This window comes from Gluconobacter oxydans DSM 3504 (assembly GCF_000583855.1).
Classification (GTDB): domain Bacteria; phylum Pseudomonadota; class Alphaproteobacteria; order Acetobacterales; family Acetobacteraceae; genus Gluconobacter; species Gluconobacter oxydans.
The window spans coordinates 2,152,246-2,173,468 of sequence record NZ_CP004373.1; the positions used below are offsets into that span (position 1 = coordinate 2,152,246).

Sequence of the window (21,223 nt, forward strand, 5' to 3'; positions counted from 1 at the left end):
AAAGACCCGACCATTATCAGGTCCGTGACCTGTTATCCGTTCCGAACCGGAGACAGAACCAGACATGTCCACCCCGACTTTTGCCGCCCCGACTCCGACCATTGACGAGCCCCTGACCGGCCTGGTGCCGTTCGAAGGCCATCCGAAGCAGTACCGCCTGGCTGAACCCAGCAAGGAATACGCCCACCTGTATCCGGCGAAGGTGCTGACGGTCCATCACTGGACGGACCGCCTGTTCAGCTTCACCACGACGCGCGATCCCGGCCTGCGTTTCGAGAACGGCCAGTTCGCGATGATCGGCATCGAAGTCGAAGGCAAGCCGCTCCTGCGCGCTTATTCGATCGCGTCCGCCAACTATGAAGACCACATGGAGTTCCTCTCTATTGCGGTTCCCGATGGCCCGCTGACCTCGCGTCTGCGCCATGTGAAGGTGGGCGATACGGTCCTGATCGGCCGCAAGCCGGTTGGCACGCTGCTGCTCGACAACCTCAAGCCGGGCCGCAACCTGTATTTCCTGTCCACGGGAACGGGTCTGGCGCCGTTCATGAGCCTCATCAAGGATCCCGAGGCTTACGAGCGCTATGAGAACGTGATCCTCAGCCACACTGTCCGCATCTCGGGCGAACTGGCCTATGAGAACCATATCCGCCACGAACTGCCGGAGCACGAGTTCCTGGGCGAGTTCGTCAAGGACAAGCTGCGCTATTACCCGGCTGTGACCCGCGAAGACTATGCCGTGACCGATCGCATCACCAAGCTGATCGAGGCGGGCAAGATCTTCGAGGATCTGGGCATCGACAAGCTCGATCCCGAGCATGACCGCGTCATGATCTGCGGTTCGCCCGAAATGCTGGCCGACACCGAAGCCCTTCTCGAGCGTATGGGTTTCGTGGAAGGCAATATGAGCCATCAGGGTTCGTATGTCGTTGAAAAGGCCTTTGCCGAGCGCTGAGGTCTCAAAGGCACGAAAGGCCGGGATGATGCAGGATTTTGATCTGTTCGTTATTGGTGCCGGTTCGGGCGGGGTGCGCTGTGCGCGCATTGCCGCCCAGAACGGAGCGCGCGTCGCGATTGCGGAGCGCCGACACTGGGGCGGAACCTGCGTCAATCTCGGCTGCGTGCCCAAGAAACTGATGGTCTATGCGGCCGAGTATGGCCACGAGATCGCCGATGCCCCGTCCTATGGCTGGGACGTCAAACCGGTTGCGCATGACTGGTCCACGCTGATCAGCGCCAAGGACCGCGAGATCGAGCGACTGAACCGCATCTATGTCTCAATGCTGGAAAAGGCCGGGGTCACGCTGTTTACGGGCGATGCCAGTTTCGTGGATGCCCATACGGTCGAGATCGGCCCGTCCGAACTGGCGCCGGATGCGTCCGTCCAGCGTGTCCGGGCGAAGAACATCGTCATCGCCACCGGCTCCACGCCCACACGCCTGAACATTCCCGGCGCCGAACATGCGATCGTCTCGGATGACGCCTTCTATCTGGCTGACCGTCCCGAGCGCGTTGCCGTGATCGGCAGCGGCTATATCGGTATCGAATTTGCCGGAATTTTCGCGGGGCTTGGTTCGAAGGTGGATCTGGTGTTCCGCCAGCAGCTTCCCCTGCGCGGCTTCGATCATGAAATGCGCGCCCATCTGGCCGAACTGCTGCCGCTGAACGGCATCAAGGCGCATCCCGGCCGCTCCCCCGAGCGGATCGAAAAGGTTGCGGCCGGCTATCGTCTGCATCTTGAAGGCGGGGACGTCATCGAGACGGACTGCGTGTTCATGGCAACGGGTCGTCACCCCAATCTGGCGCCGCTGAAGCTCGGTAATGCAGGCGTTGCCACATGGGATGGCCGCATTCCGGCCAAGCCCGATGATGCGACGACCAACGTGGCGGGCATCTATGCCATCGGGGACGTGACGGACACCTATAACCTTACGCCCACGGCCATTGCCGAAGGTCACATTCTGGCCGAGCGTCTGTTTGGCGAACCGGGCCGCGAATGGTCCTTTGCCACGACGCCCAAGGCCGTGTTCTTCTCCCAGCCGCTCGCCACAGTCGGCCTGAGCGAAGACGAGGCTGCCCAGAGCCATGATCTGGACATCTACACGTCCAGCTTTACGCCGATGCGCCAGACGCTTTCGGGCCGCAAGGGCAAGACCCTGATGAAGCTGGTTGTCGATGCAAAGAGCAAGATCGTGCTCGGTGCGCACATGATTGGTCCCGATGCGCCCGAGATCATTCAGGGCCTCGCCATTGCGATCACGGCAAAGCTGACCAAGCGGGATTTCGATCGCACGATCGGCCTGCACCCCACCAGTGCGGAGGAGTTCGTGACCATGCGGAGCCTCACACGTCACGTCCCCCGAAAAGCAGGCTGAACCATCATGGCGGCGCGTAACGGTCTTACGGAGGCCCCGCAGTCGGGCCGTCACACAGTTTCTGAAGGGCAGCACCGGGCATGAAGTTTGGCTGGCTGTTTGCCCCGTCCATCACGTCCGTCATGTTTGCCCTCCGCACCACGATCGCAGCGCTTCTGGCGCTGGCGATCGCGCTGTGGATGGAGCTTGGTGAGCCACAATGGGCCGCCATGACCGTCTGGATCGTCGCTCAGAACTCCCGCGGCGAGAGTATTTCCAAGGGCCGCTGGCGTCTCGTTGGTACCGTGATCGGGATGGTGATGGCCATCGTGCTCATGGCGGCCTTTCCGCAATATCCCTGGCTGTTTCTGCCCGCACTCGCGCTCTGGGTCGGGCTGTGTGCCGGTCTTGCGACGCTGACGCATAACTTCCGCGGCTATGCCCTCGTGCTGGCCGGCTATACCTGCACCATCATTGCGCTCGGTGCGGTCAAAGAGCCCGATCACGTCTTCAACGTTGCGATGGCGCGCGGCACCTATATTTTCCTTGGCGTGATCTGCGAGACGGCGATGGGCATGATTGCCCTGCCCAATGTCGCGGGCAGGGCGCGCGAGGAACTTCGCAAGCGTCTTCAGGGTATTCTGACCCGGGCCATTCCTGCCCTGACAGCCGTGCTCCGCCAGAAGCCGGGCGCTACGGACGACCTGTCCACCCTGCTGGGATCGCTTCAGGCTTCCAGCGATCAGATCGAATTCAGCCGCATCGAAATCCGCAGCGAGGGCAACGAGGTCGAGCACGCCTATGTCACGCTCGGGCTTGTCGCGCGCGTCCTGTCACGCGGGCTGGGTCTGCGGACCCGCATGACGTCCGTCACGCATCAGCCCGAAGCCCTGCGGCCTTTCCTGGAAGACATGGCCACTGCCCTGGACGGGCTGCCGGAGCGGCTTCTCACGGATCGTCGCGGCATCGCGGCCCTGGTCCAGACCGAAGCCCTTCTGGCGGAGTGCCGGGGCCGCATGCAGACGATCCTGCCCCGCGATGATGAGGATTCCCTGAACGAAGGGATCATTCTCACCGGCGTGGAAGTCATGCTCTCGGATCTGTGCGAGACGCTGCGTTCCTACCGGGCCAGCGTGGATGGCGCTCCGGTGTCGGAACGCCATCGCCTGACCCGCAATCCGGACTGGCGTGCCTCGATGCGCAATGGCGTGCGCACGACCGTGGCCCTGCTGTTCGGCGCCTATGTCTGGGAAGTCACGGCCTGGCCACAGGGCGGCGTGTTCCTGACCTTCATCGCCGTGGTCTGCGCGCGTTTTGCCACCTTTGAGAATACCGTCCTGCTGAGTGCGGCCTTCTTCTACGGTGCGGTTTTCGCTGCCCTGGCGAGCGTCATTCCGGTGTTCATCGTCATGCCGGTGACGGCCAATTATCCGTTCTTCTGCCTTGTGGCAGGGTTCTTCATGATGCTGGGCGGTCTGGCGTCCCGTAATCCCTCCACCGCCGTCATGGCGGCGTCCTATGGCACGTTCTTCCCGTTCCTGCTGGGCATGGACAACCAGGGACGCATTAACGAACTCGGCTGGTTCAACACCACCATTGCGCTCCTGCTGGGGCTGGGTGCCGGCGTGGTGATTTTCCGCGCCGTGCTGCCTTTTACACCCGCCCGGGCGGGTGAAGTCCTGCGGTATCAGCTCAAGCGCAGCCTGCGACGGCTAGCCCTGCCGGGCGTGGTGATGGACGAGTATGTCTGGATCAACGAAGGCACGCAGAGCATGGAGCGTGCCGTTCGCTTTGCCGGCTCCCTGTCCAGTGACCGGGCGGAAGCCATGCTGCGAGGGACGCTGTCCGTTCTGACCGTTGGGCGTAACGTGCTGATGCTGCGCAAGCTCGCCGAGCACGGAAGCCTGCCGGATACGGCGGTGACGGCGGTGGATGGGCTGGTCCGCAACCTGCTGCGGCGCAAGCTGCCCCTGACCCATACAACCGCTACGATCGATCCGACACTGGACGAGCTCTATGCGCTGGAGCGTCAGTCACAGGATCCGTCGATCCGGCATGATCTGGTTCTGGCCATCGGCTCCCTGCTGATCGTACGCACCGAAATGCCGGTCAGCAGGGCCTTTCTCAAGGGCGCGTTCTGACGCTCGTCAGGGGGTAGCGAGGAACCGCAGCAGGTCCTCGTTCACGCGCTCGGCGTGCGTCATGAACAGCCCATGCGGGGCGCCGTCATAGGAAATCCAGGTTGATCCCGGGATTGCGGCCGCAGCCTTCTCGCCCGCAATCCCCGCCGGGACGGCTGAGTCGGCCGTGCCATGGATCACCAGCGTCGGGATGGTAAAGGCCTGCAGATCGGGGCGGAAATCCGTCGTTCCCCACGCATCCACGCAGTCCAGCGTCGCCATCGGGCTCGCCATGGATGCCAGCAGGAAGGACCAGTCCAGCACGCCCTGGCTGACCGGATGATGCATCAGGCTGACGCCGTAAAAATCGGGAATGAAATCCTTCAGGAAGCCGAAACGGTCCTGACGGATCTTCTGCTTGATCCCGTCGAAGACGGAAATGTCCACGCCTTTGGGATTGTCGGAAGTCTTGAGCAGGAAGGGGACGACCGAAGACAGCAGCACCGTCTTGGAAATGCGTGAGCGGCCATGGCGGCTCAGATAGCGTGCGACTTCACCGCCGCCCATGGAGAACCCGACCAGCGTCGCATCCCACAGATCAAGCTGTTCAAGGATGACGGCCAGATCGTCCGCCAGCGTATCGTAATCGTAGCAGTTGATCGGATGGCCGGACTGGCCAAATCCGCGGCGGTCATAGGTGATGACGCGGTAACCCGCTTCGACCAGGGCCAGCGTCTGTTTTTCCCACATGTCCCCGGTGAGGGGCCATCCATGGATCAGGACGACGGGCTTGCCGGCCCCCATGTCCTTGACGTGAAGGCTCGTTCCATCAGTAGCGGTGATATACGGCATGGTTCTGATCCTCGAAGGCATTCATACGAGGATCAGAACTGGCTGCAGGGAGTTTGGTTGCGTCTTACCAGCCGTTTCCGCGCGGGGCTGTCCAGCCATTGCCCGATGCATCACCAAGCTGTCCGGACTGCGTGTTGTTGCTGCCCTGATAGGACGAACCGAACTTGGACAGGTTCGCACCCGTCACGGAATCTCGCTCCACACCGGCTTCGTGGTCGGGATCGGGACCATGCTCGAAATCGGTGGACGGCGTGTCAGAATAACCCGGCGGCGGCTTGCGATGGCCGCGGGCACGGAAATGCTCACCGCCAGTCGTGGTCTGGGACTGGGCATCGCTCTGACCTGGCTGCGTCGGAAGCGTCGTACCAGCCGCGTAGGGCTGACCGAAGGATGCGGTCTGGGCCTGTGCCGCCCCTCCCAGCAGAGCGGTCGCCAGCAGGGCGTGGCAGAAGAAACGGGAAGAGGACAACATGTGATCCGGTCCTTGGCCGATCATGACAACAAGGCTGCCTTCCGGAGGAAACGCGACGTCAGGCTCTGACATCCCCGGCAAGGCGGCATATCAGTCTATAATCGGCCCGCTTTCCCCCGTGTTCAAGACTTCTTTTCCTCTGGAACCGTTTCAGAGCCGCCCCATATCAGAAGACATGATGATATCAGTACGGGTTTTTCCGCTTCGGGGCGGTGACTGATGGATGATCTTCTGACGTCCATCCGTCCGCGAACCGTCCTGGCCGAAGGGGCCGTATGGCTGCCCGGCTTTGCCCTGGCCGAAGCGCCAGCACTCCATCAGGCCATTGCGGAGGTCTCCGCACAGGCGCCTTTCCGCCATTTTCATACCCGCATGGGGCCGATGTCTGCCGCGATGACATCCTGCGGGGCCTGTGGCTGGGTCGCCGATCCGTCCGGCTACCGCTATTCCCGAACCGATCCGCAGAGCGGGCAGCCCTGGCCTGCCATGCCAGACGCACTTCGTCACCTTGCCGTCCGAGCGGCAGCCGAAGCGGGGTATGAGGGCTTTGACCCCGCGTCCTGCCTCATCAACCGCTACGGGCCCGGAGCGAAAATGGGCCTGCATCAGGACAGGGACGAGGGGATGCCAGAGGCCCCGGTCGTGTCGGTTTCCCTTGGCGTACCCGCCCGTTTTTCGTTCGGTGGCTCACGCCGGACTGACCCGAAACGCATCATCGAACTGCTCGATGGCGATGTGGTGGTGTGGGGTGGGGTATCGCGCTTTGCGTGGCATGGGGTTTCGCCCATCCGCGAAACATTCCATCAGCAGACAGGTGCCATGCGATACAATCTGACGTTTCGCGCTATCAACGCCGCGCTTTTTCGGCCATAACCAGCGCCCCGCAACTTCTGCATTCACACTCATCCGGAGGGCATTTGATGCACCCCTCGAGCCAGACCCCGACGTCCACCAACACGATGTCCTGGTCTCCTGCAAGCTGGCGTTCCCGTCCCATCGTCCAGGCTCCATCCTATGCGGATGAAGCGGCGCTTGCTGCTGTCGAAGCTCGTCTGCATCGATACCCCCCGCTGGTTTTTGCGGGTGAAGCCCGCCGTCTCAAGACGCGCCTGGCTGCCGCATCGCGCGGAGAAGCCTTCGTTCTGCAGGGCGGTGCCTGTGCCGAGAGCTTCGACGAATTCACCGCCGACATCGTGCGTGACACGTTCCGCGTGCTGCTCCAGATGGCTGTGGTCCTGACGTTTGCCGCAAAGGTGCCGGTCGTGAAGATCGGCCGTATGGCCGGCCAGTACGCCAAGCCGCGTTCGTCCAACACTGAGACGGTCGATGGCGTGACGCTGCCCTGCTATCGCGGCGACATCATCAACGGCCCCGAGTTCACGCCTGAGGCCCGTATCCCCGATCCGGCGCGCATGGAGACCGGATATTTCCAGTCCGCCGGCGTGATGAACCTGCTGCGCGCCTTTGCGCATGGCGGTTATGCGAATCTGCATCAGGTTCATCGCTGGAACCTCGGATTCGTCGAGCGTTCCCCGCTGGCCGCCCGTTATCAGGATCTGGCCCATCGCATTGATGAGACGCTGTCGTTCCTGCGTGCCTGCGGTTTTGACGGCTCGGCTTCGCAGATCGACGAGACAGAGTTCTACACGTCTCACGAAGCCCTGCTGCTGCCCTATGAGCAGGCCCTGACCCGCGTGGACAGCACGAGTGGCGATTACTACGACTGCTCGGCTCATTTCCTGTGGATCGGTGACCGTACCCGTCAGCCGGAAGGCGCGCATGTCGAGTTCCTGCGCGGTGTGCAGAATCCGATCGGCATCAAGGTCGGCCCGACCACGACGGTTGCGGATCTCGAAAAGCTGCTCGAAATTCTCAATCCGAAGGACGAGGCCGGCCGCATTACGCTGATCTCGCGCATGGGCAAGGACAAGGTCCGCGATCACCTGCCGCCGCTGCTTGATGCCGTGAACCGCACCGGCCGCACCGTGACCTGGCTGTGCGATCCCATGCACGGCAACACCACGACCACGGCCAGCAAGATCAAGACCCGCTCCTTCGACAACATCCTGGGCGAGGTTCTCGGCTTCTTCGATGTGTTCGAGGCCATTGGCCGCCGTCCGGGGGGCATCCATCTGGAAATGACGGGGCAGGACGTCACGGAATGCATCGGCGGTGCGCAGTGCCTGACCGAGGCCGATCTGGGCGGCCGCTATGAAACATTCTGTGATCCGCGCCTTAATGCGGAACAGTCACTTGAAATGGCCTTCCTTCTTGCTCAGGAATTGACGGGACGAGCAGGAAAGAAAGAATGACCGCTTCCGATCCCCAGAATTCTCCTCAGGCCGCGCTTCAGCGCGCGCTTGGAACACTCGGCCCATTGGACGAGAAAACCATCGAAGCGCGGACGGACGCCTATTTCGGGCGAACGCGGCACATCGTGGAGCATTTCGGGGATTCCCGCGTCACCTATGCGGTGTTCATCCGCCGCCCGGTGATCGCGGCCTGCGGGCTGGTCGTCCAGTGGCTGAAGAACGTGGCGAAGGCCCAGGGCTTCGATCTGCACTGCCGGGAAATGTACGCCGAAGGCGAATGGGTCGGTGCGGGTGAGCCGCTGCTGTACCTGACCGGCAGCTTTGTCCGACTGGCCCCGCTCGAGACGCTGGTCCTCCAGCGGATCGGCTCCACCTGTGTGGCGGCCCATAACGCCTATCAGATGGCCATGGCCCTGCCGACCATCCCGTTCCTTGCCATGGATGCCCGGCACTGCGCGGGTTTTGAAATGCAGGAACAGATGGCCTATGCCGCAGGTGTTGGCTCCCGTGCGGCGCAGAAGGAAGGGGCCCGCGGCTTCATCGGCAACGCCAATGACGCCACGGCCGGTTTCTTTGGCCTCGATGGCGGTCTGGGCACGATGCCTCATGCCCTGATCGGCTATGCAGGCTCCACGCTGCGGGCGGCGGAGATGTATGACGAGGTCTATCCGAACGATCCACTGACAGTTCTGGTGGATTACTTCGGGCAGGAAATTACGGATGCGCTCGCCGTCTGCCGCCGCTTCCCCGAGCGTGCTGCAAAGGGCCATCTGAGTGTCCGTCTCGACACACATGGCGGGCGCTTCCTTGAAGGACTGGACCCCCAGACCTCATATGGTGTGCTTGAGCGTCACACGCCCGGCACCATCCGCCGCTACCGTTCCGATCAGGAACTGCGTGATCTGGTGGGAACGGGTGTGTCAGCCGCAGCCATCTGGCGGATGCGCGAAGCTCTGGATCATGCCGGTTTCCACCATGTGAAGATCGTCGCATCCTCGGGCTTCAACGTCGCCAAATGCTCGACGATGCGGGACGCTCATGCCCCGATTGACGTGATCGGCAGCGGGTCTTTCATCCCCGACCGCTGGTCCGAAACCTATGCAACGGCTGACATCGTGGCCTATGACGGGCAGCCCCGCGTCAAGCTCGGACGCGAGTTCCTGCTCCAGAAGGCCCGTGACAGCCAGGAGACATCATGACCGACGATACGATTGACCCTGTCGAAGGCGCACCCGAAAATGGCGCACAGCCGGGTTCGTGGAGTGTCCGCATCATCGACCTGTCCGGCGCGTCGGAAGACGAGGACGACACGGTCGAGGTCGTGAAGGACTTCATCGACCTGATGCACGCCAACGCCTATGCCCGTGCCTATGTCCGCGACAGCATCGAGCGCTGCCGCACGCCGGGCGCGAGCAGCAAGGAAGTGCTCGAAAACTGGTTCGCCTTTGGTGAGAACGCCGAAGTCGTGGATGCCGGCGAAGATGGCTGGAAGTCCTCCACGGAACTTGAAGACTTCGCGGCTACGCCCGCTACACCGATGGAGCGTGACTGGCGCGCCATCGATCCGCGTCGTCTCGTCGATGACGAGGAAATCGCCGGTCCGCCGGATGATGATGACGACGAGGATGACGAAAACCGTCACGAAGTGATCCGTCACTGAACACCCGGTGCAGGGAAGGGGCATGTTTCCCTTCCTTCACACGGCCGTTCCTACAAAACCTGCTCTGGCAACACGGCGCATCATGCGGCATTAAGGCGTCATGAAACTGCGCTTCGCTCCGTCCCCCACCGGTTACCTGCATGTTGGCAATGCGCGCCTTGCCGTCGCCAACTTCCTTTTCGCGCGCCATAACGGCGCCAAGTTCCTGCTGCGGATCGACGATACCGATACCAGCCGTGGCAAGCCCGAATATGAAGAAGCCATCGGCAAGGACCTGTCATGGCTGGGGCTGAAATGGGACGAGTATGTGCGCCAGTCCGAGCGTCTCGACCGCTATGCCGAAGTCATCGAAAAGCTGAAGGCGTCCGGCCGTCTCTATCCGTGCTTTGAGACGGAATACGAGCTGAACGCCAAGCGTGAAGCCCGCATCCGTGCCGGCAAGGCGCCGATCTATGATCGTGCCATGCTCAAGCTCACTGCTGACCAGCGCGCCCGCGCCGAAGCCAACGGCAAGACGCCTCACTGGCGCTTCCGTCTCAGCGATGGCAGCCGCAAGTGGCAGGACCTCGTCATGGACGAGTGCTCCGTCAAGCTGACGGCTATTTCCGATCCGGTTCTGGTGCGTGGCGACGGCACGATCCTTTACACGCTGGCCTCCGTCATCGACGATCTGGACATGGGCATCACCCATATCGTCCGCGGCGAAGACCATGTGACCAATACCGGCGTGCAGATCGACATCGCCGAAGCCCTTGGCGCAAAGCCCAACCACTTCACCTTCGCGCATCTGCCGCTTCTGCTGGATTCCGATGGAGGTAAGCTGTCTAAGCGGTTTGATGCGCTGGCTCTGAAATCCCTGCGTCAGGACGGGCTGGAGCCGATGTCGATTGTCTCCTATCTCGCCCGCGTCGGCTCCTCGGATGATCCGCAGGTCATGACGATGGACGAGGCCATTGCGGCCTATGACATCTCGCATGTCTCAAAGTCGGCGGCCCGTTTCGACATGACGCAGCTTCTCGCCCTGAACCGGCGTGCGCTGCACAACCTGCCGTTCGAAGCCGCGAAGATCCATCTTCCGCCTGAAGCTGACGAGACGTTCTGGCACGCCGTTCGCGGTAATGTGGATCTGTCGGCTGAAATCCCGCACTGGTGGGATGTGGTGCATGGCACGATCATTCCGCCGTCACAGCCCGAAGACCGCTCTTTCCTTCAGCAGGCCCTCGACACCCTCCCGGCCGAGCCGTGGGGCGAGGAGACGTGGAAGGACTGGACCAACGCGCTCAAGGAACAGTCTGGCCGCAAGGGCCGCAGCCTGTTCATGCCGTTGCGTCTGGCCCTGACGGGCGAGGACGCAGGGCCGGAACTGCATGTTCTGCTCGGCCTGATGGGCCGTGAGCGGACGGTCGCCCGTCTGCGGGACGCCATTCAGGCCTGAGCCTGTTGCCCGTCGCGCCGATCAAAAGCGCGACGGGCTTTTTTTCAGATTGCCCTGACGGACCAGAACGCCGTCCAGCTCTCACCCGGTTTCAGATGCAGCAGACCGGGCTTGCATGAAAAATCATCCGCCAATCCCGTCGGTGTCGCATATCCATACCAGGGTTCGATGCACAGGAATTCCGCGCCTGGCTTTGTCCACAGACCAAGTTCCCGGAAGCCGCCCCAGACGAACCGGATGCCATGCCCGTCCGGATCAACCATATCCACGGACCGGCTTTCCGGCTTCTCCAGGATGAGGGCGTCCTTTGCAAACAGCGCATCCGTCAGGGGAAGAATGTTGTCCCTGACCGGGGTATGGAACTTCTCCGGCAGCATCAGCCCATCGGCACCGATCCGACGGACGGGCAGGGGCTCGTCATATTCGAAGACCAGCCTGTAGCTCTCTTTCGCCACACCGTCCTTCAGCGGCCAGCGGAACGCCGGATGCGCGCCGAGTGAGGCATGGAGGGTCTGGCTACTGTCCGGGTTGTGCAGGTGGTACGAGACCCGCAGCGTGGCGTTCTCGATCAGATAGACCACCCGCAGGCGGAACGCGGCAGGAAAGAGGGCGCGGCTTTCCGCATCGTCCACGAGTTCCAGCGTGCAGCCTTCAGCCGTCCGCGCGATCCATCGGAACACCCGGTCCCGCGCCAGTCCGTGCTGTCTGAGATGCACGGGCTGCCCATTGAGCGTGGCCCTGTCATCAGGGAGCTTCCCGATGATCGGGAACAGGATGGGCGAATGTTTCGGCCATGCCGGTCCTGCGTTCCAGAGCAGGTCTTCCGATCCGCTGCGCAGGGCAACCAGCTCGGCGCCATGACGTCTGACCGAGGCCTTCAGCAGGCCGGTGCCGAAATCATGTCTGTCGTCCGTCACGAAATCCGTCATGGGATGTCTCCTGTCGGGGGGTAGGATCAGGTGCCTTGGGCGTATCACCCGGTTCGGTCGTATGGAAGCGACGGAAATCGACCTCCACCCGGCCATCCGGACGATTTTCGATCATATCCGAAAAACGGTAGCCGTGTTTGACATGTCCGATCTCATAGGCGTGACGGGCAAAAACGGTCTGCGACGAAATCTCGTCCGTGCCATCCATTGTGATGATGATTTCCGCGTTCTGGCCGATGAGCGTCTCCGCAGTGAGGCCGTAAAGCGGGCTGTGCTCGTCGATCAGATGGGTTGCGTTCAGGCTGATCCGGAAGATCGGCATATGGGACTGCACCAGCGTCAGCCGGTCAAACCGGCGCACCAGACGTCCGCGCTCATCGGGCATCAGCCGCGTCAGGGTCATTTCGATATTGGCTGAGAGGATCAGCGTGCGGCGTTGGTTGGCCAGACGGATCGTCAGTGTCGGGATTACGTCGTCATAGGAGACGACCGCCACATGGCTGAACAGCACCCGCGCGCGGGGACGGGAGAAACGGGCAAACACCAGCCCTGTCGCCAGGGCATTGAGCATCATGCCAGCCAGAACTTCAAAAGAAACGATCGTGTTTGTCAGCCGCCCGACGGGGGCCATGGTGCCGTAACCGACGGTCGAAATGGTTTGCACGCTAAAGAAAACATCATCGAGGAAGTCGCCGTGCGGGACACCGCTCACACTGTGCGGGATGACGTAATACATCAGCGCAAAGGCGACATTGATGACCAGATACAGACCCATGGATGCCCAGAAGAAGGCAAACCAGCTCATGGTCATCAGGGTATGGTAGAGGTCGCCAAAGACACCCGCATCCAGACCGGTCCGGATGATGTCGCTTCGGCCGTTCTCTTCGAGAACATGGGCGCGGATCTTGTTGGCGGTTTCGACGACCGTTTCATGTGTTTCAGGATGGACTGGCACTCCAGGATCAGGTCGGGGTTCCATCCGTTTCCTATGGCGCCAGTGGATCATGGGATCAGCTCCTGTTCCTGCGGGCGCTGCTCAGTTCGCTGACAACGCCGTGAAGGGTGCGAAGCTCCTGTTCCGTCACTTCGCCTCGGGTGAAGAAATGACGCAGGTTCCGCACCATGCCAGGGCGTTTCTGCTCATTTCGAAGGAAATTCGTCTCGTCCAGATCGCGGATGAGATGGGACATGAAATTGTCCATCTCCCCCTTGGTCGCCACATGCGTCTCATTCGTCATGAGTTCGCGCGGCGGCGTCATGTCTTCGGTCAGGAACCATTCATAGGCCATGATCAGCACGGCTTGCGCGAGGTTCAGCGACATGAATTTCGGGTTGAGCGGATAGCGGACCAGCGTATCGGCGCGGGCCATGTCCTCGTTGTCCAGCCCGGCGCGCTCGGGTCCGAACAGGATGCCGGTGCGCAGACCGCGATTGGACGCAACGCGCAGTTCGGCCGCGGCTCCGCGCGCGGTCATGACCGGCTTGACCACGTGGCGCGGGCGCGGGCAGGTCGCGAAAATACGGTGCAGGTCGGCGACCGCATCGTCCACGGTCTCAAACACTGTCGCGGCATCCAGAATCCGGTCCGCGCCCGAAGACGCATACCAGGCGCGTTCCTGCGGCCAGCCGTCGCGCGGCGCCACGATGCGCAGATGGAACAGGCCGCCATTCGCCATGGCGCGCGCGGTCGTACCGATATTCTCGGCAAGCTGCGGGCGCACAAGGATCACAACCGGATCGAAATCACCGATAGGGCCGATATTCGCCCCGCCGTCACGTCCGGTCATGGTTAAGCCTTCCGCCATGTTGTGCCACCAGGGCCGTCTTCAAGAGTGATGCCATCGGCTGCAAGCTGCGCACGGATGGCATCGGCACGGGCGAAATCGCGGGATTTGCGGGCTGCAAGGCGCTCTTCAATCAGCTTTTCGATCGCGCCGGCGTCCACACCGGACTGGAACCATTCGGCAGGCGTGACATTGAAGAGGCCCAGCAGCTTTCCGGCTGCCAGCAGGCTGGAAGCTCCATCCTGATCGCCCTGCATGGCGGCATCCGCCAGAGGGTGCAGGGCGGCAATGGCCAGCGGCGTGTTCAGGTCATCGCACAGGGCATCCATGACGGCAGCGGGGACTGCGCCGCCGGGCTGTGCGTTTCCGCGTTCCAGTGCCCGGTACAGCCGGTCCAGAACCCGGCGCGCTTCCTCAAGCTTCTCCCAGCTGAAATCCAGCGTGGAGCGGTAATGCGCGCCCAGATAGAGCAGACGCAGCGGCTCGGCCGGTGAGCGGTCCAGCACTTCGCGGATCGTGAAGAAATTGCCGAGCGATTTCGACATCTTCTCGCCGTTCGACAGCAGCATCCCGTTATGGACCCAGTGCGTGGCGAACTTGCCGTGCGGGTAGCAGCACATGGACTGCGCGCGCTCGTTCTCATGATGCGGGAACAGCAGATCGTCGCCACCGCCATGAATGTCGAAGCTCTCGCCCAGATAACGGTGCGACATGGCCGAGCATTCGATATGCCAGCCCGGACGACCGCGCCCATACGGGCTGTCCCAGCCCGGCAGATCCGGCTCGGACGGTTTCCACAGCACGAAATCGCCCGGATCACGCTTGTAGGGCGCGACTTCAACACGTGCACCCGCAATCATGTCATCCAGCGAGCGCCCGGACAGCTCTCCATAAGATGGGAAATTGCGCACCGCGAACAGGACATGACCTTCGGCCACATAAGCATGGCCGTTCTCGACCAGACGCCCGATCATTTCCAGCATGTCGTCGATATGATGGGTCGCGCGCGGCTCGATATCGGGCGGCAGAATGAAGAGTGACGCGAGATCTTCATGAAAGGCCTGCGTCGTGCGCTCGGTCAGGGCGGAAATGTCTTCCCCGTTTTCCTTCGCGCGCGCGTTGATCTTGTCATCCACGTCGGTCACGTTGCGGACATAGGTCACGCGCGGATACATCGTGCGCAGCAGGCGGATGAGGATATCCGCACACATCATGGCGCGCAGATTGCCCAGATGCGCGCGGTCATAGACGGTCGGTCCACAGAAATAGACGCGCACATTCTCAGGATCGAGGGGCGTGAACGGTCGCTTGTCGCGAAGATGGGTATCGTGCAGGCGGAGCACGTTTGCAGCAGGATCGGCCATACGCCGATCAATGCGCCAGCCTTGGTTCAGGTGCAACAGGCTTTGTTACTCTTGTCGGAAGGTTTGGCCCCTGTAATAGGGGGCACATGAGCAGTGCCCTTTCCAGTCCGCCGACCGATCCGACAACCCCGCGCAGTCATGCGCTGGCCCTGCTGCGCGTTGCCCTGCCGCTGGCCCTGTCGCAGCTTTCTGAAATGGCCATGGGTGTTACGGATACGATCCTGCTGGGTGGCCTCGGTGTGACGGAGGTCGCGATTGGTGGCCTGTCGAGCACATTTTTCTTCACGACGATGGTGACCTTCCAGGCCATTCTGGGCGGGGCAGGGGTGCTTCTGTCGCATGGCCGCGGCGCGGAAGAACATGGCCGGACGTCCCATGACGGTCGTAGCGTCATGAGTGCGACGCTGATGCTGGCCATTGCGGTCTTCATCCCCTGCGCGCTGCTGCTGGCTTTCTCCAAGACGATTTTCGGTGCGATCGGCGAGCCTGCCGAGGTCGTCACGCATGGCAGCCGTTTCATCGACATCCTGCTGCTGTCGCTACTGCCCGATCTGGCAGTCATCGGCGTCCTGCGTGTAGCGCTACCAGCACTTGGAGCGGAGACGCTGCTGCTCTGGATCATGCCGGCCATGGCGGTCTGCAATGGTCTGACCAATGCGGCGCTCATTCATGGCTGGGCCGGGCTGCCTGCGATGGGGCTTTACGGTTCTGCGACCGCCACGACGCTGACCGGCTGGGTGGTCAGTTTTGCGCTGTTCGGACTGTGCCTGACCCATCCGCGCGTCCGGGGGGTGCTGAAGCCCGCTGCCGTGCAGTGGCCTGTCGTGAAGGAACTGCTGAAGCTTGGCGGTCCGATGATGATGGGGGCGGCGGCCGAGATCCTGATGTTCCAGATTACCAGCCTGCGGGCCGGCGAGCTTGGAACGCACAGTCTGGCCGCCCATCAGGTGGCGCTGAATGTCAGTTCGCTGCTGTTCATGGTGTGTCTGGCGATCGGGCAGGCGACCAATGTCCGCGTGGCATACTGGCGCGGTGCCGGCCGTATGGAGCAGAGCCGTCGCGCGGCCCTGACCGGCACGGGCATCGTCCTGATGTGGAGCCTCGCCACATCCTCGCTGCTGCTGATCTGGCCGGAAAAGATCCTGCCGCTGTACTTTTCGAATCGCGCACCCGATCCCGAGACGACGGCGCTCGTCGTCATCCTGCTGCGGACCGCCGGGCTCTATCAGATCGTGGATGGGCTGCAATGCGTGTTCAGCGGTGCCCTGCGCGGTTGCGGCGATGCCGTGACGCCCATGCTGATTGCAGTAGCGAGTTACGGTCTGATCGGTCTGGTTTTCGGGGGATGGCTGGCCTTCCACCAGCATGTTGGTGTGGAAGGCCTGTGGATTGGCATGGCGCTGGCGCTGGCCACGACCTGCGTGGCCTTCGGGATCAGGCTGCTGCGTGTGATGCGGAAGCCCGTCCCTGCCAGATCGTGATGAAATAGATCAGCAGTCCCAGAGCCGAGAACACGGCTCCGCCCCAGCCAACCGATCCCAGTCCGAACCCGGAGCTGACCAGTACGGCGCCCAGCCAGGCGCCAAAGGCATTGGCCAGATTGAAGGCTGAATGGTTGAGCGAGGCTGCCAGCGTCTGTGCGTCTCCGGCGACTTCCATCAGGCGCGTCTGAAGGGCCGGGGAGAGCATGATGATCCCGGCCGGGACAAGGAACGTGACCGGCAGCATGGCGTAGGGCGAGGGCAGAAGTAGCCAGAACCCCAGCATGAAGACGATGCTTGCCGTCAGCGAGACGATCACCGTCCGGTCAATGCTGCGATCCGCCATGGTGCCGCCGAGCGCATTGCCCGCAACCATGCCCAGTCCCCACACGACCTGATAGACCGCGACAAGCCAGCCTGGCAGATGCGTCACCTGCGTCAGGCCGGTGGTCAGGAAGGTGTAGATCCCGAACAGACCACCAAATCCGACCGCGCTGGTCAGCAGCGTCAGCAGGACCTGCGGCCGCTTGAATGCGCCGAGTTCGGACAGTGCGGTTGCGCCCGGATGCGGCCTGTCGCGTGGCGCAAAGAACCAGATGCCTGCGAAACACAGCACGCCCAGTGCTGCGATGCTGCCGTAAGCCACGCGCCAGCCCACATGATTGGCGGCATAGGTCGACAGCGGTGAGCCGATCACCGTCGAGATCATGATGCCCGACAGCACCTGCCCGACGGCCCGCCCACGCCGGGCACGCTCGACCATCGACGCGCCGATCAGCGCCGAAACGCCAAAGAAGGCACCGTGAGGCAGGCCCGTGATGAAGCGCATGAGTTCGATACCGGCAAAGCCCGGCATCAGGATGCTACCGATATTGCCCGCGATGAACAGGCACAGCAGGCACAGCAGAAGCGTACGGCGGGGCAGGCGTGCACCGATGATCGCAATCAGCGGTGCGCCGATGACAACGCCCATCGCATAGGCCGAGATTGCCCAGCTTGCCTGCGAAATGGTGATGTTCAGGGAATGGGAGAATTCAGGCAGCAGTCCCATCATGGCGAATTCGCCGGTTCCGATGGTGAAAGTCGCCAGCATGAGGGACAGCATGGCCGGTCCGACACCGTGGGGTGGGCGCACCCGCTCGACGTCGAGAGGTTCGATGGAGTCCATAAGAAGTAAGTCCGGGAATGGAGGTCAGGACCGCCCTGCCATTGCCGGATACTGAAAAGCGGTAACGGCTCCCCGAGAGGGAGGAGCCGTTACGGACAGATCAGTTCTCGGTTGGCAGACGGATGGTCTGACCCGGATAAATGTCATCCTTGGATGTGACAAGCGGTTGATTTGCATCAAGGAGCTCATCACCCGTGACATCCTGGGGCAGCTTGTCGGCAACCTCGTCCAGCGTCTTGCTGGTCTTGATCTCCAGGAACTCCGGATCGGGCGTGCCGGGGGGCACGGCAATCTCGGCCTCGACCGCGGAGACGCCCGCGACGTTGCCCGCCGCCAGGATCATCTGGTCGCGTTCCTTGGCGCTTTTCGCCTTGCCACGCAGATAGATGGTGCGGTCATCGATCACCAGATGGGACATGTGCATCTGGGCCAGGCCAAATCTCTTGAAGGCACGCTTGATGACGCTCTCCCCGGGCTTGGGGGGCAGCGGCGCGTCAAGGGACTGGACCAGTCCTTCGAGGGAGCCTTCGCCGACACGGCCGGCCTTGGGATTGAAGCGATAGATTTTCATACAGGAAACTCGAAAAAGCGTGTTGCTCCCCCAGGGCGCGCTTCTTCGGAAGCACAGGGGGAGTTCCGGACCGTTAGCGCAGCCGGACATAAAGTGGTTGCGCATTTTCCGAACCCCCAATGCAAGAAAATCACAGGGCTCGCAGGCAGGTTTTGATTGACCCCGACCGGGGACTCCTGTAGGCGCGACGGCACAGCCGGAAACGTGGACGTACCGGCCGGACCATCAGTGCGGGATTCTGCATCCCGCCGGCCCGGCATCTGGGTGCGCGCCCGTCCTTTCCAATCCGGGGAAGGGCCTACCGGCACAACAAAACGGACCGCCATGCAGCATGGGGCGGTTCTGATGAGTACAGGGGTCAACCCATGTCAAAGCGTCTTGAGAGCAAGTACAAGATCAATCGCCGCCTCGGCGTCAACCTGTGGGGCCGTGCCAAGTCCCCGGTCAACCGTCGCGAATACGGCCCCGGCCAGCACGGTCAGCGCCGCAAGCAGAAGCCGTCCGACTTCTCCATCCAGCTGATGGCCAAGCAGAAGCTCAAGGGCTACTACGGCAACATCAGCGAGAAGCAGTTCCGCAAGTATTATGACGAAGCCGTCCGTCGCAAGGGTGATACGTCCGAGAACCTGATCGGCCTGCTGGAGCGTCGTCTGGACGCCGTTGTGTACCGTCTGAAGTTCGCGATCACGCCGTTCGCTTCGCGTCAGTTCATCAGCCACGGCCACGTCACGGTCAACGGCAAGAAGGTGAACATCCCGTCCTACCTCGTGAAGGAAGGCGACGTCATCGAGGTTCGTGACTCCTCCAAGCAGCTCGCCATCGTGCTTGACGCTGTTCAGACGGGTGAGCGCGACACGCCGGAATACGTCGAAGTCGATCACCGCCAGATGAAGGGCACGTTCCTGCGTACCCCGGTTCTCTCCGATGTGCCGTACCCGGTGCAGATGGAACCGAACCTGGTTGTCGAGTTCTACTCCCGCTAATCCGATCCCGGGCCTACCGGCCCGGATCAGAAAGCGACCGGAAAGCGCCGGGCGGGTCTCCCGTCCGGCGCTTCCTGTTTTCAGGCCCACCGCCCGTATGCGCGGCCAGTGCCGGTTTGCGGCGTTCTGGCATAGTTCCGGGCGTCCCGTTCCCATCGGAGTTCCCATGTCCGAAGCCCCCAGCGCGGAAATCAGCCGCGAGATCGCCCGTCGGCGCACCTTTGCCATCATCTCCCATCCGGATGCCGGTAAGACGACCCTGACCGAGCGTATCCTGCGTGCCGGTGGCGCCATTCAGATGGCGGGCAATGTCCGCGCCAAGGGCGAGCGCCGCCGTACCAAGTCCGACTGGATGGGCATCGAGCGCGACCGCGGCATTTCCGTGGTGACCTCGGTCATGACGTTTGAATATGGCGACTGCGTCTTCAACCTGCTCGATACGCCGGGCCATGAAGACTTTTCCGAAGATACTTATCGCACCCTGACAGCTGTGGACTGCGCGGTCATGGTCATCGACGCCGCCAAAGGCATCGAGGACCGGACCCGCAAGCTGTTCGAAATTTGCCGCCTGCGCGACATTCCCATCGTCACCTTCATCAACAAGATGGACCGTGAAGCGCAGGACTGCTTTGCGCTGCTCGATGAGATCGCCAACACGCTGGCTCTGGATACGTCTCCAGCGACCTGGCCGATCGGACGAGCCGCCAAGTTTATCGGCACGTATGACCTGCGTACGAAGGAAGTGCACACCAAGGAGCCGGTCGGCGAGGACGATCCCCGCATCATCCAGATGCGCGAGGAAGTCGAACTGGCCGAAGCCGCACTGCCCGAGTTCGATCGTGAATCCTTCGATGCGGGTCATCTGTCGCCGGTTTTCTTCGGCTCGGCCATGAAGGAAATTGGCGTCACGGATCTGCTCGACGCGCTCGTCGCCTATGGTCCGGCCCCCCGTGCCCAGCAGACCGAGACCCGGGAAGTGAAGGCGAGCGAGGATCAGGTTACGGCTCTGGTCTTCAAGATCCAGGCCAACATGGACCCCAATCACCGCGACCGCATGGCGTTTGCCCGCGTCTGCTCCGGCCGTCTGACCCGTGGGATGCGTCTCAAGCATGTCCGCACCGGCAAGCAGTTCGCCCTGCACACACCACAGTTCTTCTTTGCCCGTGACCGCCAGCTTGCCGAAGAAGCGTTTGGTGGCGACGTCGTGGGCATACCGAACCACGGCACATTGCGCATCGGCGATACGCTGAGCGAGAGCGAAGACCTGCGTTTCACTGGTGTGCCGCACTTTGCCCCCGAAATCCTGCGCCGTGTTCGCCTCGATGATGCGATGAAGGCCAAGAAGCTCCGTCAGGCTCTTGTGGAACTGGCCGAGGAGGGCGTCGTCCAGCTCTTCCGTCCGCAGGACGGTCTGTCGCCGATCGTGGGCGTGGTCGGAACGCTGCAGCTCGACGTGCTCCAGTCCCGGCTTCAGGGTGAGTACGGCGTGGCCATCGGCTTTGAGAGCACGCCCTATTCTCTGGCCCGCTGGATCACCGGCGACCGTGCCAAGATCGAGGCGTTTCAGGATCTGAACCGATCCGCCATGGCCGACGATCTGGACGGAGATCCGGTTTTCCTCGCGACATCGTCCTTCATGATGCGCCGGACCATCGAGATGAACCCCGATCTGGAGTTCCACGATATCAAGCAGATCGGCATGGCCTCGGTCTGAAACGGAAAAACCCCGCTCTGTAAGGAG

The 21,223-nt window shown here is 62.2% G+C and carries 19 protein-coding genes; 11 read left to right on the plus strand and 8 right to left on the minus strand.

Features of this window, described 5'->3' with window-relative positions:
• Positions 1 to 64: 64 nt before the first annotated feature.
• The 3 genes from GLS_RS09485 (at position 65) to GLS_RS09495 (ending at position 4,492) form a co-directional block, all read left to right on the plus strand.
• Positions 65 to 952 carry a ferredoxin--NADP reductase gene (locus GLS_RS09485; RefSeq protein WP_041112043.1) on the plus strand — a complete coding sequence of 296 codons (888 nt, stop codon included), beginning with the start codon at positions 65 to 67 and terminating at the stop codon, positions 950 to 952.
• Between the two features lie 25 nt (positions 953 to 977).
• Positions 978 to 2,372: a glutathione-disulfide reductase gene (gene gorA, locus GLS_RS09490; RefSeq protein WP_041112044.1), complete on the plus strand. Its 1,395-nt coding sequence runs from the start codon at positions 978 to 980 to the stop codon at positions 2,370 to 2,372.
• 80 nt (positions 2,373 to 2,452) lie between these two features.
• A complete protein-coding gene (locus GLS_RS09495) occupies positions 2,453 to 4,492 on the plus strand; it encodes an FUSC family protein (RefSeq protein ID WP_041112045.1) in 2,040 nt (679 codons plus the stop codon).
• A 6-nt stretch (positions 4,493 to 4,498) separates the two neighbouring features.
• On the opposite strand, the gene GLS_RS09500 is transcribed toward GLS_RS09495, so the two are convergent.
• Both GLS_RS09500 and GLS_RS09505 read right to left on the minus strand, forming a co-directional pair.
• Positions 4,499 to 5,323: an alpha/beta fold hydrolase gene (locus GLS_RS09500; protein WP_011253286.1), complete on the minus strand. Its 825-nt coding sequence runs from the start codon at positions 5,321 to 5,323 to the stop codon at positions 4,499 to 4,501.
• Between the two features lie 64 nt (positions 5,324 to 5,387).
• Positions 5,388 to 5,795, minus strand: coding sequence for a hypothetical protein (locus GLS_RS09505; protein ID WP_024716823.1), 408 nt, complete (start codon positions 5,793 to 5,795; stop codon positions 5,388 to 5,390).
• Positions 5,796 to 6,014: 219 nt separating this feature from the next.
• On the opposite strand from GLS_RS09505, the gene alkB reads away from it, so the two are divergent.
• From alkB to gltX, 5 genes are all read left to right on the plus strand, one after another.
• Positions 6,015 to 6,668, plus strand: a complete 654-nt coding sequence (gene alkB, locus GLS_RS09510; protein ID WP_041112046.1) for a DNA oxidative demethylase AlkB — start codon at positions 6,015 to 6,017, stop codon at positions 6,666 to 6,668.
• A 47-nt stretch (positions 6,669 to 6,715) separates the two neighbouring features.
• Positions 6,716 to 8,107 carry a class II 3-deoxy-7-phosphoheptulonate synthase gene (locus GLS_RS09515; protein ID WP_041112047.1) on the plus strand — a complete coding sequence of 464 codons (1,392 nt, stop codon included), beginning with the start codon at positions 6,716 to 6,718 and terminating at the stop codon, positions 8,105 to 8,107.
• The gene (locus GLS_RS09520) at positions 8,104 to 9,306 is read left to right on the plus strand and encodes a beta/alpha barrel domain-containing protein (RefSeq protein WP_041112048.1); all 1,203 of its coding nucleotides are present in this window, start codon (positions 8,104 to 8,106) and stop codon (positions 9,304 to 9,306) included. The genes GLS_RS09515 and GLS_RS09520 overlap by 4 nt, the downstream gene beginning before the upstream one ends.
• Entirely contained in the window at positions 9,303 to 9,767 is a 465-nt protein-coding gene (locus tag GLS_RS09525; protein WP_041112049.1) for a hypothetical protein, read from the plus strand. The genes GLS_RS09520 and GLS_RS09525 overlap by 4 nt, the downstream gene beginning before the upstream one ends.
• 100 nt (positions 9,768 to 9,867) lie before the next feature.
• Positions 9,868 to 11,202: a glutamate--tRNA ligase gene (gltX, locus tag GLS_RS09530; protein ID WP_041112050.1), complete on the plus strand. Its 1,335-nt coding sequence runs from the start codon at positions 9,868 to 9,870 to the stop codon at positions 11,200 to 11,202.
• Between the two features lie 44 nt (positions 11,203 to 11,246).
• Here the strand turns inward: gltX and GLS_RS09535 are convergent, their stop codons facing one another.
• The 4 genes from GLS_RS09535 to cysS are packed head-to-tail and all read right to left on the minus strand — an operon-like array spanning position 11,247 to position 15,279.
• Positions 11,247 to 12,131, minus strand: coding sequence for an aldose 1-epimerase family protein (locus GLS_RS09535; protein ID WP_080691946.1), 885 nt, complete (start codon positions 12,129 to 12,131; stop codon positions 11,247 to 11,249).
• Positions 12,100 to 13,110, minus strand: coding sequence for an ion channel (locus GLS_RS09540; protein WP_052327651.1), 1,011 nt, complete (start codon positions 13,108 to 13,110; stop codon positions 12,100 to 12,102). Before GLS_RS09540 ends, GLS_RS09535 begins: the two co-directional genes overlap by 32 nt.
• 31 nt (positions 13,111 to 13,141) lie before the next feature.
• Positions 13,142 to 13,918 carry an RNA methyltransferase gene (locus GLS_RS09545; RefSeq protein ID WP_041112051.1) on the minus strand — a complete coding sequence of 259 codons (777 nt, stop codon included), beginning with the start codon at positions 13,916 to 13,918 and terminating at the stop codon, positions 13,142 to 13,144.
• A gap of 2 nt (positions 13,919 to 13,920) precedes the next feature.
• Positions 13,921 to 15,279 (minus strand): cysteine--tRNA ligase, encoded by a 1,359-nt coding sequence (gene cysS / locus GLS_RS09550; protein WP_041112052.1) that lies wholly within the window; start codon positions 15,277 to 15,279, stop codon positions 13,921 to 13,923.
• Positions 15,280 to 15,365: 86 nt separating this feature from the next.
• Between cysS and GLS_RS09555 the strand changes: the two genes are divergently transcribed.
• On the plus strand, positions 15,366 to 16,760 hold the full coding sequence (locus tag GLS_RS09555; RefSeq protein WP_041112053.1) for an MATE family efflux transporter: 1,395 nt from the start codon (positions 15,366 to 15,368) through the stop codon (positions 16,758 to 16,760).
• On the opposite strand, the gene GLS_RS09560 is transcribed toward GLS_RS09555, so the two are convergent.
• Together GLS_RS09560 and GLS_RS09565 are read right to left on the minus strand one after the other, a co-directional pair.
• Complete coding sequence (locus GLS_RS09560) at positions 16,714 to 17,928, minus strand: MFS transporter (RefSeq protein ID WP_041112054.1); 1,215 nt, start codon at positions 17,926 to 17,928, stop codon at positions 16,714 to 16,716. The genes GLS_RS09555 and GLS_RS09560 overlap by 47 nt on opposite strands.
• A gap of 100 nt (positions 17,929 to 18,028) precedes the next feature.
• Entirely contained in the window at positions 18,029 to 18,499 is a 471-nt protein-coding gene (locus GLS_RS09565; protein WP_041112055.1) for a BON domain-containing protein, read from the minus strand.
• Positions 18,500 to 18,864: 365 nt separating this feature from the next.
• Here GLS_RS09565 and rpsD point away from each other — a divergent pair, with 365 nt between their 5' ends.
• The gene (gene rpsD, locus GLS_RS09570; RefSeq protein ID WP_011253300.1) at positions 18,865 to 19,482 is read left to right on the plus strand and encodes a 30S ribosomal protein S4; all 618 of its coding nucleotides are present in this window, start codon (positions 18,865 to 18,867) and stop codon (positions 19,480 to 19,482) included.
• Positions 19,483 to 19,648: 166 nt separating this feature from the next.
• Positions 19,649 to 21,196: a peptide chain release factor 3 gene (locus GLS_RS09575; protein WP_041112830.1), complete on the plus strand. Its 1,548-nt coding sequence runs from the start codon at positions 19,649 to 19,651 to the stop codon at positions 21,194 to 21,196.
• The last annotated feature ends 27 nt before the right edge of the window (positions 21,197 to 21,223 follow it).

What these genes read in the sequence shown, in the direction of transcription:
- alkB (WP_041112046.1), top strand. Translation starts at nt 6,015, where the DNA reads ATGGATGATCTTCTGACGTCCATCCGTCCGCGAACCGTCCTGGCCGAA.
- GLS_RS09575 (WP_041112830.1), top strand. Translation starts at nt 19,649, where the DNA reads ATGTCCGAAGCCCCCAGCGCGGAAATCAGCCGCGAGATCGCCCGTCGG.
- GLS_RS09545 (WP_041112051.1), bottom strand. Translation starts at nt 13,918, where the DNA reads ATGACCGGACGTGACGGCGGGGCGAATATCGGCCCTATCGGTGATTTC.
- cysS (WP_041112052.1), bottom strand. Translation starts at nt 15,279, where the DNA reads ATGGCCGATCCTGCTGCAAACGTGCTCCGCCTGCACGATACCCATCTT.
- GLS_RS09525 (WP_041112049.1), top strand. Translation starts at nt 9,303, where the DNA reads ATGACCGACGATACGATTGACCCTGTCGAAGGCGCACCCGAAAATGGC.
- GLS_RS09515 (WP_041112047.1), top strand. Translation starts at nt 6,716, where the DNA reads ATGCACCCCTCGAGCCAGACCCCGACGTCCACCAACACGATGTCCTGG.
- GLS_RS09560 (WP_041112054.1), bottom strand. Translation starts at nt 17,928, where the DNA reads ATGGACTCCATCGAACCTCTCGACGTCGAGCGGGTGCGCCCACCCCAC.
- rpsD (WP_011253300.1), top strand. Translation starts at nt 18,865, where the DNA reads ATGTCAAAGCGTCTTGAGAGCAAGTACAAGATCAATCGCCGCCTCGGC.
- GLS_RS09495 (WP_041112045.1), top strand. Translation starts at nt 2,453, where the DNA reads ATGAAGTTTGGCTGGCTGTTTGCCCCGTCCATCACGTCCGTCATGTTT.
- gltX (WP_041112050.1), top strand. Translation starts at nt 9,868, where the DNA reads ATGAAACTGCGCTTCGCTCCGTCCCCCACCGGTTACCTGCATGTTGGC.
- GLS_RS09505 (WP_024716823.1), bottom strand. Translation starts at nt 5,795, where the DNA reads ATGTTGTCCTCTTCCCGTTTCTTCTGCCACGCCCTGCTGGCGACCGCT.
- GLS_RS09555 (WP_041112053.1), top strand. Translation starts at nt 15,366, where the DNA reads ATGAGCAGTGCCCTTTCCAGTCCGCCGACCGATCCGACAACCCCGCGC.
- GLS_RS09565 (WP_041112055.1), bottom strand. Translation starts at nt 18,499, where the DNA reads ATGAAAATCTATCGCTTCAATCCCAAGGCCGGCCGTGTCGGCGAAGGC.
- GLS_RS09535 (WP_080691946.1), bottom strand. Translation starts at nt 12,131, where the DNA reads ATGACGGATTTCGTGACGGACGACAGACATGATTTCGGCACCGGCCTG.
- GLS_RS09500 (WP_011253286.1), bottom strand. Translation starts at nt 5,323, where the DNA reads ATGCCGTATATCACCGCTACTGATGGAACGAGCCTTCACGTCAAGGAC.
- GLS_RS09540 (WP_052327651.1), bottom strand. Translation starts at nt 13,110, where the DNA reads ATGGAACCCCGACCTGATCCTGGAGTGCCAGTCCATCCTGAAACACAT.
- gorA (WP_041112044.1), top strand. Translation starts at nt 978, where the DNA reads ATGATGCAGGATTTTGATCTGTTCGTTATTGGTGCCGGTTCGGGCGGG.
- GLS_RS09520 (WP_041112048.1), top strand. Translation starts at nt 8,104, where the DNA reads ATGACCGCTTCCGATCCCCAGAATTCTCCTCAGGCCGCGCTTCAGCGC.
- GLS_RS09485 (WP_041112043.1), top strand. Translation starts at nt 65, where the DNA reads ATGTCCACCCCGACTTTTGCCGCCCCGACTCCGACCATTGACGAGCCC.